Source organism: Shewanella kaireitica, assembly GCF_023284045.1.
GTDB lineage: Bacteria > Pseudomonadota > Gammaproteobacteria > Enterobacterales > Shewanellaceae > Shewanella > Shewanella kaireitica.
In genome coordinates this window covers 155,947-169,460 of sequence record NZ_JAKIKQ010000001.1, presented here as the reverse complement: position 1 = coordinate 169,460, position 13,514 = coordinate 155,947, and the positions used below count along the sequence as shown (strand labels likewise).

Below are 13,514 nucleotides of genomic sequence, written 5' to 3'. Positions count from 1 at the left end.
GCCACCCGAGTAATATTCATCTATTACCATTATAAAAGCACCGCTATCATCATGCGTAAACTCAGCTACATCGCTCTCTTTATACTCGGCCTATTATTGGGTACAGCTTTCGCTTATATTACCTTGCAAAAGATGATTGCCAGCCGCGGTGGCATGGGGATGCATGGTTTTGTTAACACTGCGAATAAAGTATTGGGTAAGCCCGAAATAATCGATATGTTAGTCTGTTCAAAGTTGGCAATGAGCAGTGGTAAGAAAATTGATAATATGCAGCTTAACCTACGACTCAATTCATTATTGACGCCATTTGATAACGGTCAACAGCGCGCTTTTTACGTGCTTGTATATATCAAGGGCTATGCCTTTGGCATCGCAGATAGCATTCAAGACAAATCCCAAGCTTATGCTGATTATGCCTGCCAAAAACAATACCCTTGGTTACAGCAACGGGAGGACTGATGGCAATATTATTAGACAAAGTTAACTGGCCTATCATACTGCAACAACAAGATAGCGATGATTTGCTGCTTGTTGAATCTTTACAAGATTGGCCAGAAAAAACAGATATGCTCGGCGTACTAAAAGGTAGTTATATTATTGATAATACAGGTAACAGTTACTTGATTAGCGAAGATCTTCCGACAAGGTTACAGATTGCTTCGCCACAGATATCTTTAGCTCAGCTACGCAGCACTGTTCAACGATATGCCAGCCAAAACGGTCACTGCTGTACCAGTAAGTTAACGATTAATACCATCGAGCAGCTATTTGAGATCGTTGCATTTATCGAACAAAATTAACTTTCCCTTGCTACAGAAATAAACGAATAAAAAAGCCAGCAATGACATTGCTGGCTTTTTGCAGATCTTATTGAAGCTAATAATACTGTTAGGTTCTTAGGCCTATCCCACGTGAAATTAGGTAATAAGCTAGGCTCCAGAAGCCCACGCAGAAGCCAACCATCACAGCAACAGACAAAGGCACACTCATATCTGCGTAACCCAAAAAGCCAAAGCGGAATACGTTGATCATGTAAACCACCGGGTTTAACGCTGACACTCCTTGCCAAAAGTCTGGTAACAAAGACAATGAGTAAAATACACCGCCAAGGTAAGTGAGCGGCGTTAAAACAAAAGTAGGAACAATACTAATATCGTCGTAGCTCTTGGCAAAAACCGCATTGATTAAGCCAGCTAAGGCAAACAATACCGCAGTTAAAAACACGGTAACAGCGACTAGCCCAACATGTTGAATGCTGATATCGACAAAGAACAGCGCCACTAAGGTCACTATCGTGCCCACACAGAGGCCGCGAGCAACACCGCCACCAACATAGCCAGCAATAATCACGTAATGCGGCACAGGAGCGACAATCAACTCCTCTAAGTTTCGTTGAAACTTCGCACTAAAAAAGGAAGATGCCACGTTAGAGTATGAACTGGTGATGACCGCCATCATGATTAAACCTGGGGCTATAAACTCCATGTATGACACACCGCCCATCTCACCAATACGCTTGCCAACTAAATTACCAAATATAAGGAAATACAGAGTCATACTAATAGCTGGCGGTACTAATGTTTGCACCCATATGCGGGTAAAACGGTTTATCTCTTTAGTTAAGATACTTTTAAAAGCTGTAAAGTAAAGCGCTTTCATATTCATAGTTGATCCCCAGCCATTTTGCCCTTCTCTACCAGCTCGACAAATAACTCTTCTAGACGGTTAGCTTTATTACGCATAGACAATACTTGAATATCAAGCTTACTCAATTGCACAAACACATCGTTCAAGCTCTGATCTTTAGCTACATCGACTTCTAACGTATGCGCATCGGTAAGACGGCTTTCAATCTCTAACAACTCAGGTTTAGCTGCCAGATCACCAGCAAGATCAAGAATAAATGTTTCCATGTTCAATCGACTTAGCAGTGACTTCATCGTGGTGCATTCCACCAGCACACCTTTGTCGATAATGCCGATATTTCGGCACAGCATTTCTGCCTCTTCCAAATAGTGAGTGGTGAGGATAATCGTCACACCTTGCTCATTCAGTTCAGTCAAAAATGTCCACATAGAACGACGAAGCTCAATGTCTACGCCTGCGGTTGGTTCATCTAAGATCAAAAGCTGTGGTTCATGCATCAGCGCGCGAGCAATCATCAAACGGCGCTTCATTCCACCAGATAAGGCTCGTGCAGGGCTATCACGCTTTTCCCATAGATCTAGCTGACTTAAATGCTTTTCAGCACGTTGTAGCGCCACTTCTTTCTTAACGCCGTAATAACCAGCCTGATTAACAACTATTTGCTGCACAGTTTCAAATTGATTGAAATTAAACTCTTGCGGTACTAAACCAATACTGAGTTTGGCAAGCTCAAGCTCTTTATCAATATCGTGTCCAAACACTGACACGCTGCCTGAACTTTTTTGTACCAAGGAGCTAATCACACCAATCGTTGTCGATTTACCAGCTCCATTTGGCCCAAGCAGTGCAAAAAAATCACCCTTGTTAACGGTTAAACTAATGCCCTTTACTGCCTCAACTCCGCCTTTATAGGTTTTCTTTAGGGAGTCAATAACTAAGGCGGCTTCTGTGTTTGCCATGATTATTCCAATCAATCTGTATCAATAAAAAAAACTCCCGCATTAGCGGGAGTCAATAATTTACATTGCGCTCCCAACTTCAATCTAGCGTTGAAACTAGATTAAAGCTAAAGAGACCAAATTAGTCTTCTAGTGGAACGACTCTTGCGATGTAAGGCAGGTTACGATACTGCTCCGCATAGTCGATACCATAACCAACAATAAACTCGTCAGGAATGGTAAAACCGATAAAGTCGACAGGTACGTTAACTTCACGGCGTTCAGGCTTATCAAGCAGCGTACATAAGGCTAAACTTTTTGGTTCGCGGATAAGTAACATCTCACGTACCTTATTTAAGGTATTACCTGAGTCGATAAGATCTTCAACGATCAGTACATCACGCCCCTGAATCTCGGACTGCACGTCTTTAAGGATTTTTACGTCACGGCTACTTGTCATGGCATTGCCATAGCTTGATACCGACATAAAATCGATCTCTACGTGGCCTTTAATACGTCGACAAAGATCTGCCATAAATACAACAGAACCTTTAAGCAGACCTACCATCAACAGGCGGTCACTATCGGCGTAATGAGCATTAATTTGCTCAGCCAAAATATCCAATTTTTGATCGATCTCTTCAGCAGAGATCATCACTTCAGTGGTGTGTTTCATAAAACTCTCAATAGTCGATGTCGTTGCTATTATGCTTTTCATAACCCCAACGATTCGTTAATGCATGGTCGACGCCCAAATGGTCAAGAATCCGGGCGACCATAAAGTCTACCAGATCTTCAATCGATTTGGGATTATGATAAAAGCCTGGCGCAGCAGGCATAATGGTTGCACCGAGTCGAGATAGCGACAACATGTGCTCTAAGTGTATGGCGCTAAAAGGAGTTTCTCTTGGAACAAGTATCAATTGGCCACGCTCTTTTATTACAACATCCGCCGCTCGTTCTAGTAAATTATTACTCATCCCAGTGGCAACGGCGGCTAAAGTTCCAGTACTACAGGGACAGATCACCATCTGCTTAGGCGCTGCGGAACCTGACGCAGGTGGTGAAAACCACTCCTCCTTACCGAGTACAATGAGCTCTCCGGCCACATCGCCAAACTGTGCAAGTAGCTGCGCTTTGGCTTTGTCACTATTGGCACTTAACTGCAACCCTTGTTCTGTGGCGAGTACCACTCTTGCGGCAGATGAGATCATCAAGAAAACTTGGTAATCGCTCTTAAGCAAAATCTCCAATAACCTCAAACCATAGGGTGCACCAGAGGCGCCAGTCCAAGCTAAACTGATAGACTTGTCTGCTTTTTGATATGTGACACTCATGCTTAATCTATTACCTATTTTAATCGCTATGTTAGTGGCTAGCTTTATTGTTTAGCTGAGCAAGTAACTTTTGATGCAAACCACCAAAACCTCCATTGCTCATCACAATGATAGTATCTCCGCTGCAAGCTTGAGCCACGGCTTTAGCAATAATCTCATCAATATCGAATAAGACTTCAACAGGCACTGCAGCTGTACTCATGGCAGCGCTTATATCCCAATCAATATTACCCGCTTGATAAAGATATGCATTACTGGCCAAGGCCAATGAATTGGCTAAGGTGTCTTTGTGCACACCACTTTTCATGGTGTTTGAACGCGGCTCTAAAATAACTGTCACTTTTCCCGCCCCCACTTTAGCTCGCATGCCTGCCAAAGAGGTGGTTATCGCTGTAGGGTGATGAGCAAAGTCATCATAAACTTCAACACCAGCAACACAACCAATCAGCTCCATACGGCGTTTTGGCGGCGCAAACTTAACCAATGCTTCAATCGCGGCATCTGGCTTAACCCCGACATGTCTAGCTGCTGCGATTGCCATTACTGCATTTTCAATATTGTGCTGGCCAATCAACTGCCAATTAACAACACCTTGTGAATCACCATCGAGGAACACTTCAAACTCATGGCCGTCTTCACTATGGTTAGTGGCATACCAACCTGTAGCTGCGGAGTTTAGGTGGTACATCTCCTGTTCGCTCCAACAACCCAGTTCAATAACTTGCTGCACACTTTTAGCATCAGCAGGCCAAATGACTTTACCCTCTCCCGGTACAGTACGTATTACGTGATTAAATTGGCGTTGGATGGCTTTTAAGTCATCAAAGATATCTGCATGATCAAACTCCAGATTATTAATCACCAAGGTACGAGGCTGGTAATGTACAAACTTGGAGCGTTTATCGAAAAATGCACTGTCATATTCATCGGCTTCCACCACAAAAAATGGCGAGCCTCCAAGCCGGGCTGATACGCCAAAGTTCTGCGGCACACCGCCAATTAAAAAACCGGGTTCATAGCCGCAATCTTCTAAAATCCAGGCCAACATGCTAGCCGTTGAGGTTTTACCATGAGTACCAGAAACCGCCAATACCCAGCGCTCAGCAAGAATATGCTCCGCTAAAAACTGTGGGCCAGAAGTATACTTAAGACCACGGTTGAGCACGGCTTCCACACAAGGGTTACCGCGGCTCATCGCATTGCCGATCACGACAAGATCAGGAGCATCATCTTCACCTTGCCCTAATTGAGATGGGTCAAAGCCTTGAATAAGCTCGATCCCTTGCTCTTCTAGTTGAGTGCTCATTGGCGGGTATACATTGGCATCACTGCCTGTCACTTTGTGCCCTTCAGCTCTTGCTAGCAGCGCAAGGCCGCCCATGAAGGTGCCACAAATCCCTAATATATGTACGTGCATAGTGGTCACTCTGAATTTTAAAATCTGCTTTATTCTAACCAATTGCGCGGCTATTTGTCAGTTAACTATGCTTTAAACTCACTCAAACACAAGATTGCCAATTCAGTGAGATATCGAAGCGGTTTAACAGCTTAATTTACAACGCCATCTCCTCAACCATAAACGCCTAAACGGCTATGCGAGCGTGGCTTGGCTTGGCTTGGCTTGGCTTGGCTTGGCATAAATTTGAAACGACTCTAGCGTGATCTTAATCACACAAACGACGCCTTATTAGGTGTAGTATTCAGCCAAAATTAATCTAGAGGAAATTACTCACTGTGCTAATGACGCCACCCTAACGCTCTGCCCTCCCTATAGCTTTCATTGCTAACTAAGTATCACACTTAATTCTTTGCGCTTGTTAATTCGTTGTCGAATCACTACGACCATTTTCCGCGCCAAAATTTTATCAAAAAAGCACGCATAACACTCCAGCCTTATACCAATCAGTATAAGAAGTTGATCTACTCAGAGCGTTTTTGGCAAGCTAATTCAAAAGCGGATAAATGACATAATGGTTATTCCCTTATGAGTTTATGCTACGTAGAAGTAGCAAGCCCAAAACACTCCTACTGGCGAGTTTTAGCGGCTCTGATACTGCGTTAATGAACTTGAGCGTAGAATAACTATGCTCTTCATTCATCGCCTTGCTTCAAAGCCGCTAAACTCTCGCTGAGCGATCAAATCTTTATACTGATTAGTATTACCTCTGGTGCGAACTGCCGTGCGTAAACTGAGAGTTCAATGTTTAAAAATTTCAAAATTGATTGGATATCTAATATTCGTGGCGACATGCTCGCCGGTATCGTTGTTGCCCTAGCGCTGATCCCAGAAGCTATCGCTTTTTCGATTATTGCTGGTGTCGACCCCAAAGTAGGTCTTTATGCCTCATTCAGTATTTCAGTAGTTATTGCCTTTACCGGTGCTCGCCCTGGAATGATTTCAGCGGCAACTGGCGCGATGGCACTGTTAATGGTTACGCTAGTCAAAGAACATGGCTTGCAATACGTACTCGCAGCAACAGTGTTAACAGGCCTACTACAGATCCTTGCAGGTTATCTAAAACTTGGGGATCTTATGCGCTTTGTATCCCGTTCGGTGGTCACCGGGTTTGTGAATGCCTTAGCAATACTCATTTTTATGGCGCAACTTCCTGAACTCAGCAATGTCACCTGGCATGTCTATGCAATGACATTGGCAGGGCTAGCGATTATCTACCTGTTTCCCTATTTACCGGTTATCGGCAAAATTGTGCCCTCCCCTTTAGTTTGTATTGTTGGCTTAACAGCATTTGTGATGATGTTCGATGTTGATATACGCACTGTAGGCGATATGGGCGACTTACCCGATACCTTGCCGATATTCTTATGGCCGGATGTACCGTTAAATCTCGATACCTTACTGATTGTATTACCTTACTCTCTAGGACTTGCTGTTGTAGGACTGTTAGAGTCAATGATGACCGCAACCATTGTCGATGACCTTACCGATACCGGCAGTGATAAAAATCGCGAATGTAAGGGACAAGGGATTGCCAATATATCAACGGGTTTACTAGGTGGTATGGCAGGTTGTGCCATGATTGGTCAGTCGATGATTAACATCAAATCTGGTGGCCGTGGACGTCTATCCAGTTTTTCGGCGGGGATATTCTTGCTGATCATGGTGGTATTTCTTGGCCCTTGGCTAAAGCAAATTCCAATGGCCGCCTTAGTTGCCGTCATGATAATGGTAGCCATTGGTACCTTCTCTTGGCGCTCAATTATCGACATGAAGAAACATCCACTGTCGACCAACATTGTCATGTTGACGACGGTTGTCGTGGTAGTGGCGACTCATAACCTCGCGATTGGTGTATTTGTTGGTGTTCTATTGGCATCGCTATTTTTCGCCAACAAAATCAGTCGTATGATGGTAGTAAAGAGTGACAATGTTGAAAATGACAGCTGTGAGTATCGTGTTATCGGACAAGTGTTTTTTGCATCCGCGGATAAGTTTATTGATTCGTTTGATTTTAAACAGGTTTTAGAATCGGTCAGCATCGATCTGTCTGCTGCACATTTTTGGGATGTGACCGCGGTATCCGCATTAGACAAGGTAGTCATCAAGTTTCGCCGTGAAGCAACCCAAGTGAACCTCATTGGCATGAATCAAGCGACCCGCACCATTGTCGATAAGTTTGGTGTACACGACAAAACCGAAGAAATTGAAAGACTACTGGCTGGACATTAAGGATGAGACAGATGAAAAATATAGTTGCATGTATCGATGGCTCTAAGTTAACCCTAGCCACCTGTGAAGCCAGTGCGTGGGTTGCACAGAAAGTCAAAGCACCACTAACTCTACTGCACGTGCTTGATAGAACAGCTAGGCCTGTGGTCAGTGAACTATCAGGGCAAATAGGCATTGGCAGTCAAGAAGAGCTGCTCAATGAACTGGTTGAGCTCGATGAATTACGCAGTAAAGTGGCACTGAAGCATGGAAAACAACTACTCAATGACGCTGAAGAGCTAGCGCATGTTAAGGGGGTCGATGAAATCTATAAATTACAGCGCCATGGTAGCTTACTCGAAACGCTCTGCGATATTGAACATCAACTAAGGGTGCTGGTTATTGGTCGCTCAGGTGAAGAACACAGCGCTTCAAAAGCTATTGGTTCGCAGCTAGAGAGCGTTGTTAGAAGCATTAAAGCACACACTTTGGTGGTGAGTGAGACCTTTGCCATACCTAACTCATACATGATTGCTTTTGACGGCAGTGCAACCAGCGACAAACTAATTGAAAAAGCAAAAAATACCCCTTTGCTCACTGGGCTCGAATGTCATCTTGTAATGATTAATGGCTCTGGCGATCAAACTGCGGCTTTTAAACAGGCGTCAAATCAGCTAAAAGATGCTGGGGTAAGAGTAACCGAGCGGGTATTAACGGGCCATGTAGATACAGCAATACTCGATTATCAACAGCAACAACAGCTTGGAATGATTGTAATGGGAGCTTACGGCCACTCAAAATTAAGGCAGTATTTTGTTGGCAGTAACACCACACAAGTGCTGCTAAAAAGCACTGTTCCGCTGCTATTGATTCGTTAATATTCTCACCTCACAGCAGGCTATTCATGGCCTGCTGAATTGCATGCCTCTATTATTTTATTATCACATTCTTAATCTGTCCTACTATCAATAACTGTTATTTAGCACGATAGTTTGGCGTCCAATGAAAAGCACTAAGCTCACATTTTATCTAAAAAGAATGGCAGAACAATGCGGCTTATCACCTTGCTGTACCGCCACTATTTAAGCAGTAGATAACATACGGTATAAGTTAGCTATTGCAGGGCAATTTCTAACGCATAACCACCATTTGTTGTAGAAACACAATTCAGTACATCACTAGAAGGGATACCTTATGTTTTTCGTACATATGCTGTTATTACTGGCTGTCATCTTTGTCGGGATCCGTCATGGCGGTGTTGCCTTTGGCCTTTTAGGCGGCTTAGGTGTATCGATTCTCGCCTTTGTGTTTGGAATTGCTCCAGGCTCGCCTCCCATCAATGTAATGTTGATCATTCTAGCCGTGGTTGCTGCATCGGCGACGCTTGAAGCGACTGGCGGGCTTAAGCTTCTGGTACGTTATGCTGAAAAATTACTGCGTAAACATCCAAATCAAATAGTGTTTCTCGGACCGCTATGTACTTATTCACTCACGGTACTGGTTGGTACTGGTCACTCGGTTTATCCGCTGTTGCCAGTCATCTACGACGTGGCATACAAGAAAGGTATTCGACCTGAGCGGCCACTTGCAATTGCGACAGTTGCATCACAGATGGGGATCACCGCCAGTCCAATCGCCGCAGCGGCAGCGGTTGTTATTGCCACCTCTATGGAAAATAATTTAGACATTGGCTTAGTAGATGTATTATTGGTCACTATTCCCTCTACGCTTATCGGGGTATTAGTTGCTTCAGCGTGGAGTTTAAAGCGCGGTAAAGATCTTGATAAAGATGAAGAATTTCAAGCTCGTCTATTGGATGAAGAGTTTAAAAATAGTCTAATTGATCCCGAAATAGAAACCTCTGATGCAGCCAAAAGTGACAGTATTGCCAAAAAAGGCTTAACCATTTTCTTACTTGGGATCCTAGCCGTCATTGGTTTAGCTATGTTTAGCAAAGAATTGCTACCTGAGGGCGTTAAAATGTCGGTGGCAATTCAATTTATGATGCTCTCTGTTGGCGCGCTTATTTTATTAGCTACCAAAATAGATCCCAAGAAAATAGTTAACAGCAACGTGTTCATTGCTGGGATGACAGCGGTAATTATTATCTTCGGTATCGCATGGTTAAGTGACACCATTATCGGTCACCACAAGAGTTATTTGATTGAGTCTGTTAGTGACATAGTGCATGCGCATCCTTGGTCGTTTGCGATTGCAATGTTTGTCGCTTCGGTGTTTTTAAAAAGCCAAGCCGCTACTTTAACAATCATGCTGCCATTAGGCTTCTCTTTAGGGATCCCTGCACCAGTATTAATCGGCGTATTACCAGCTTGCTATGCCTACTTCTTTTTCCCATTTTACCCAAGTGACTTAGCAGCGATTAGTTTCGACAGAACGGGCACCACTCACATTGGTAAGTATGTCCTAAATCACAGCTTTATCATCCCGGGCTTTATTGGTGTGGTGACGGCAACATTTGTCGGCTACTTCATTTCAATGGCAATAAACTAGTAAAAGGATTCGCTGATACACAATCAAGCTAACCTTCCCCCCTCAATCTAGTTATACTCAAAACGTGCCGCTAACGGCACGTTTTTTTTAAACAAACCGCGGATTAAACTTAAGCATTAATGACAGTGATGGAAGCCAAATGAGTCAATTATTTAGTCAAAGCGATAGCCAAGTATTGGCTGATATCATCCGCCTTAGGCGAGACGTACGCGGTAATCGTTTTAATGATAATCCGGTTTCTCAAGCAACGATTGATTCACTGCTAAATGCAGCGATGCACGCGCCCTCGGTGGGATATTCACAACCTTGGCAATTTGTGGTTATCCGAGACTTAGCGACCAAAAAGGCAGTACAACAAACTTTCGTAGAAGAAAATGCTGCAGGCAGCCTGCAGTTTAGTGGCGATAAACGAGCTCAATATGACGCCTTGAAACTTGAAGGGATTATTGAGGCGCCCATCAATCTAGCGGTATTTTATCAGCCCAGCACAGTAGCCGTGTTAGGCCAAACGAGTATGCCCGAGATGGGCAAGTTCAGCGTAGTTTGCGCGATTCAAAACCTGTGGTTAATGGCTCGTTCACTCAACATCGGGGTTGGCTGGGTCAGTATTTTAGACCCACTTAAGGTTAAGGACATTCTCAATGCCCCTGAATCATCAGAGCTGATTGGCTATTTATGCATTGGCTACGTTGATGAATTCCTGGCCGAGCCTGAACTTAAACAAACAGGCTGGCAACAAACTAAATCTGCTGCACAAACCGTTTTTAAAGAGCAGTTTGACTAAGGGCTGTTAAACTTGCCAGCTTAAAAAGAAAACCGCAAAAGTTAAGCAGTCCTAGTTCTGCTTTCTTCGTTGCTTCATCTGCTCACGCATTTCAGTCACCATCACTTGATACTTCTCATATTGTGCTTCATCTAAGATCTGCTGCATTTTACTGTCGCGAGTTTCGACTGCTGCTTTCATTTTTTTGCCTTTATCACGGCGACTTCCATCACTTTCGTGTAGTAGTTTCATCTCGTCATGAAACAATCCCATCACAGCTTCTGTTTCTGTTTGTTGCTCTTCAGTGAGACTCAGTTCTTCAGTCAGCTTAGCTAACATTTTGCCAGGGTCTGGTCTCTCTCCTGCAGATACGCTCACAGATATTACGGTTAACAAAAGAAATACTACGATTAAAATGCGTTGCATTAGTTTACTCCTTGTCAGTGAAGTAATCAGTATAGCCAATGGTTTGTAATGGACATGATGCACAAGGTAAATCACTGTAAAAATGATAATTAGTTACCAAAACCTGAGCATTGCAATTAGTCAAACTTCCAAAAAATATTAAAATATCAAAAAAATATAACCCTTTTCCAAATTGCCGCCGTTTATAGCTCACAACAACTCAATTATCTCTTGGCAAATGCAAGCCAACTTTTGGAGTCATTATGAATAAATCATCAATCGCGGCAGTAATCTCTGGTCTAATTCTATCTGCAAGTCTCGCGGCACCAACATTGGCTGCCGAAGTCAATTTCCCACACCTTGAAACTATCGGTAGCAGCAATATTGTTGCGGAAGCCGATATGGCTGACGTTAACGTCGAAGTGATCATTAAAGCCGAAACCGCAAAAGCAGCCAAGAAACAGTCCGATGTTGCAGTCGCCAAGTTTATTGAACGGTTAGAAAAAGCAGGCGTTAGCCGTGAGCTCATTCAAAGCGCCAATATCAATCTTCAACCGCAATATCATTACGAAAAGGGCCAGCCTAATAAGCTAATAGGCTATAGCGCAAATCGCCGTGTAACCGTTACAGTGAATGATCTTAGCGAGCTTAACAGTATTTTAGATACCGCCCTCGAACAAGGCATTAATCGCATCAACAATATTGCCCTTAAATCGAGCAAAGAGGCACAATACATAAAACAAGCCAGGTTGGCAGCGATTAAAGATGCCCAACAAAAAGCGTCTGAATTAGCCGAAAGCTTTGGTGAAGAGCTCGATGGAGTTTGGCAAATTCGTTACTTTGACCAACGCCCGGTGCAACCGATAATGATGAGAATGAACGCCGAGAGCGACAGCTACAATGTGACAAAAAGCTATCAACAGGGACAAGTGACGATCCAAGATAGGGTTGAAGTGACTTACCGCCTGAAATAGCCTAGCAATAATAAATGCTTATCAATAACTTAAGTTTGATAAGCATTTATTTTTCTACTCACTATAGTGGTCACATAACATATCGAATACCGATCGCTATACCGTCATCTTCTGAAACTGACTGCTTAGCTTCATTCTCAGGATTCGCACTACTGAAATCACTAAAGTCGACTCGACCTTCTAAGTACAATACCAAGCTATTGTCCCAAACATAATGCAGCCCAGCAACGGCGAATTGTCGCTTAAATACATCACCAGGATGTGCCGCTTCATAGGCATCTCCAGCCTCTAAAATATTGTATGAGGCCATAAGCTTAAAGTTATTGTCTAATAAGTAAGAAGCTAAGGTCTCAAGACCGACCGACTCTTGCAAAAAACGGCCTAAGTTATCGGTGTCGTGAAACTCATTCTGGTTGAGATTCATCGCCGCATAAAAACCATGCTCATCCCAACTTCCCCAGGTTAGCCCAAAACCGTAAATATAGTCAGTCTCAGAGATCACTCGACCACTTGCGGTGGTTCCCTCAGGTTCACCAATATTGCCACCAGCGGTAATCACTAACATATCTGTCGCTTGGTAGGTTAAACCAATACCATATGTATTATCGTATTCTGTTGATACCAGTCTATTAGGATTGTTACTGCCATCATCTTCAATATCAGTCATGCTACTCTTGAGCTGCATTTGCAGAGCAATGCTCAAGTCACCCCAATCATTGCGATACTGGATAATTTTATCACCACGACCCACACCATTGATGGCACCATCAGACTTATTGTAAGTATAAGTCCCTGATGCATTACCGTCCCAAACAAAACCATAGTTAGTGTTATAGACGACGTCGTACCATGCGCCCCACTGTTTACCGATAGAGACTGAACCGTAATCACCATGACTAAGGCCAACATAACCTAAACGGTTATTTAAAAAATCACCACTTTGAGTCTCGAAATTACTCTCACTACTATAAGATATCGTTGCATTACCAAAGGGATTTACGCCCCACTCAAGTTTAACGTAACTTTTCCAGTCACCAGTCATCTCTCGGGTAAAGCTAAAATTAATTCTAGAGCTGCCGTTTACGACTTCGGTGACACCTTGGGTATCAATGATACGAGCATCAACGAAACCACCAACTTCAAATGCATTCTTATCATCTTTAAATACTTCAATCGCCGAACTTGTCGGCACAAAAACCAACGTGGCGAGGGGCAATATTGCTAGCGCTTTTTTCATAGTATCTCCAACCTTGGTTATTTATCCATTTTCTG

Annotated in this window: 14 protein-coding genes; 7 read left to right on the top strand and 7 right to left on the bottom strand. The window is 43.4% G+C overall.

The genetic code is table 11. The annotated features are described in order from the left end of the window. Positions 1-51: 51 nt before the first annotated feature. Entirely contained in the window at positions 52-459 is a 408-nt protein-coding gene (locus L2730_RS00670; RefSeq protein WP_248972823.1) for a hypothetical protein, read from the top strand. Further along, positions 459-800 (top strand): DUF4144 domain-containing protein, encoded by a 342-nt coding sequence (locus L2730_RS00665; protein ID WP_248972822.1) that lies wholly within the window; start codon positions 459-461, stop codon positions 798-800. Before L2730_RS00670 ends, L2730_RS00665 begins: the two co-directional genes overlap by 1 nt. A gap of 88 nt (positions 801-888) precedes the next feature. Here the strand turns inward: L2730_RS00665 and L2730_RS00660 are convergent, their stop codons facing one another. From L2730_RS00660 to mpl, 5 genes are all read right to left on the bottom strand, one after another. After that, on the bottom strand, positions 889-1,659 hold the full coding sequence (locus L2730_RS00660; protein ID WP_248973165.1) for an ABC transporter permease: 771 nt from the start codon (positions 1,657-1,659) through the stop codon (positions 889-891). A 2-nt stretch (positions 1,660-1,661) separates the two neighbouring features. Beyond that, positions 1,662-2,606 carry an ABC transporter ATP-binding protein gene (locus L2730_RS00655; RefSeq protein WP_248972821.1) on the bottom strand — a complete coding sequence of 315 codons (945 nt, stop codon included), beginning with the start codon at positions 2,604-2,606 and terminating at the stop codon, positions 1,662-1,664. Between the two features lie 121 nt (positions 2,607-2,727). Continuing rightward, positions 2,728-3,261 (bottom strand): hypoxanthine phosphoribosyltransferase, encoded by a 534-nt coding sequence (hpt, locus tag L2730_RS00650; RefSeq protein ID WP_044556115.1) that lies wholly within the window; start codon positions 3,259-3,261, stop codon positions 2,728-2,730. 7 nt (positions 3,262-3,268) lie between these two features. Further along, positions 3,269-3,922 carry a flavin prenyltransferase UbiX gene (locus tag L2730_RS00645; RefSeq protein ID WP_020914378.1) on the bottom strand — a complete coding sequence of 218 codons (654 nt, stop codon included), beginning with the start codon at positions 3,920-3,922 and terminating at the stop codon, positions 3,269-3,271. A gap of 31 nt (positions 3,923-3,953) precedes the next feature. Further along, positions 3,954-5,339 (bottom strand): UDP-N-acetylmuramate:L-alanyl-gamma-D-glutamyl-meso-diaminopimelate ligase, encoded by a 1,386-nt coding sequence (gene mpl, locus L2730_RS00640; protein ID WP_248972820.1) that lies wholly within the window; start codon positions 5,337-5,339, stop codon positions 3,954-3,956. Positions 5,340-6,122: 783 nt separating this feature from the next. Here mpl and L2730_RS00635 point away from each other — a divergent pair. The 4 genes from L2730_RS00635 to bluB all read left to right on the top strand — a co-directional run bounded on the left by L2730_RS00635 (position 6,123) and on the right by bluB (position 10,884). Further along, positions 6,123-7,610 (top strand): SulP family inorganic anion transporter, encoded by a 1,488-nt coding sequence (locus L2730_RS00635; RefSeq protein WP_248972819.1) that lies wholly within the window; start codon positions 6,123-6,125, stop codon positions 7,608-7,610. An 11-nt stretch (positions 7,611-7,621) separates the two neighbouring features. Continuing rightward, positions 7,622-8,467 carry a universal stress protein gene (locus L2730_RS00630; protein ID WP_248972818.1) on the top strand — a complete coding sequence of 282 codons (846 nt, stop codon included), beginning with the start codon at positions 7,622-7,624 and terminating at the stop codon, positions 8,465-8,467. 316 nt (positions 8,468-8,783) lie between these two features. Continuing rightward, complete coding sequence (locus L2730_RS00625) at positions 8,784-10,100, top strand: anaerobic C4-dicarboxylate transporter (RefSeq protein ID WP_248972817.1); 1,317 nt, start codon at positions 8,784-8,786, stop codon at positions 10,098-10,100. A 139-nt stretch (positions 10,101-10,239) separates the two neighbouring features. Further along, the gene (bluB, locus tag L2730_RS00620; RefSeq protein ID WP_248972816.1) at positions 10,240-10,884 is read left to right on the top strand and encodes a 5,6-dimethylbenzimidazole synthase; all 645 of its coding nucleotides are present in this window, start codon (positions 10,240-10,242) and stop codon (positions 10,882-10,884) included. 51 nt (positions 10,885-10,935) lie between these two features. Here bluB and L2730_RS00615 read toward each other — a convergent pair whose 3' ends face one another. Then, positions 10,936-11,289: a hypothetical protein gene (locus tag L2730_RS00615; RefSeq protein WP_248972815.1), complete on the bottom strand. Its 354-nt coding sequence runs from the start codon at positions 11,287-11,289 to the stop codon at positions 10,936-10,938. Between the two features lie 242 nt (positions 11,290-11,531). Here L2730_RS00615 and L2730_RS00610 point away from each other — a divergent pair, with 242 nt between their 5' ends. Then, positions 11,532-12,242: an oxidative stress defense protein gene (locus L2730_RS00610; protein WP_248972814.1), complete on the top strand. Its 711-nt coding sequence runs from the start codon at positions 11,532-11,534 to the stop codon at positions 12,240-12,242. A gap of 70 nt (positions 12,243-12,312) precedes the next feature. Here L2730_RS00610 and L2730_RS00605 read toward each other — a convergent pair whose 3' ends face one another. Further along, positions 12,313-13,479, bottom strand: coding sequence for a porin (locus tag L2730_RS00605; RefSeq protein ID WP_248972813.1), 1,167 nt, complete (start codon positions 13,477-13,479; stop codon positions 12,313-12,315). Between the last annotated feature and the right edge of the window lie 35 nt (positions 13,480-13,514).

Bases quoted from the DNA above. Each gene is read 5' to 3' on its own strand.
- L2730_RS00670 (WP_248972823.1), top strand. From the start codon at position 52: ATGCGTAAACTCAGCTACATCGCTCTCTTTATACTCGGCCTATTATTG.
- L2730_RS00665 (WP_248972822.1), top strand. From the start codon at position 459: ATGGCAATATTATTAGACAAAGTTAACTGGCCTATCATACTGCAACAA.
- L2730_RS00660 (WP_248973165.1), bottom strand. From the start codon at position 1,659: ATGAAAGCGCTTTACTTTACAGCTTTTAAAAGTATCTTAACTAAAGAG.
- L2730_RS00655 (WP_248972821.1), bottom strand. From the start codon at position 2,606: ATGGCAAACACAGAAGCCGCCTTAGTTATTGACTCCCTAAAGAAAACC.
- hpt (WP_044556115.1), bottom strand. From the start codon at position 3,261: ATGAAACACACCACTGAAGTGATGATCTCTGCTGAAGAGATCGATCAA.
- L2730_RS00645 (WP_020914378.1), bottom strand. From the start codon at position 3,922: ATGAGTGTCACATATCAAAAAGCAGACAAGTCTATCAGTTTAGCTTGG.
- mpl (WP_248972820.1), bottom strand. From the start codon at position 5,339: ATGCACGTACATATATTAGGGATTTGTGGCACCTTCATGGGCGGCCTT.
- L2730_RS00635 (WP_248972819.1), top strand. From the start codon at position 6,123: ATGTTTAAAAATTTCAAAATTGATTGGATATCTAATATTCGTGGCGAC.
- L2730_RS00630 (WP_248972818.1), top strand. From the start codon at position 7,622: ATGAAAAATATAGTTGCATGTATCGATGGCTCTAAGTTAACCCTAGCC.
- L2730_RS00625 (WP_248972817.1), top strand. From the start codon at position 8,784: ATGTTTTTCGTACATATGCTGTTATTACTGGCTGTCATCTTTGTCGGG.
- bluB (WP_248972816.1), top strand. From the start codon at position 10,240: ATGAGTCAATTATTTAGTCAAAGCGATAGCCAAGTATTGGCTGATATC.
- L2730_RS00615 (WP_248972815.1), bottom strand. From the start codon at position 11,289: ATGCAACGCATTTTAATCGTAGTATTTCTTTTGTTAACCGTAATATCT.
- L2730_RS00610 (WP_248972814.1), top strand. From the start codon at position 11,532: ATGAATAAATCATCAATCGCGGCAGTAATCTCTGGTCTAATTCTATCT.
- L2730_RS00605 (WP_248972813.1), bottom strand. From the start codon at position 13,479: ATGAAAAAAGCGCTAGCAATATTGCCCCTCGCCACGTTGGTTTTTGTG.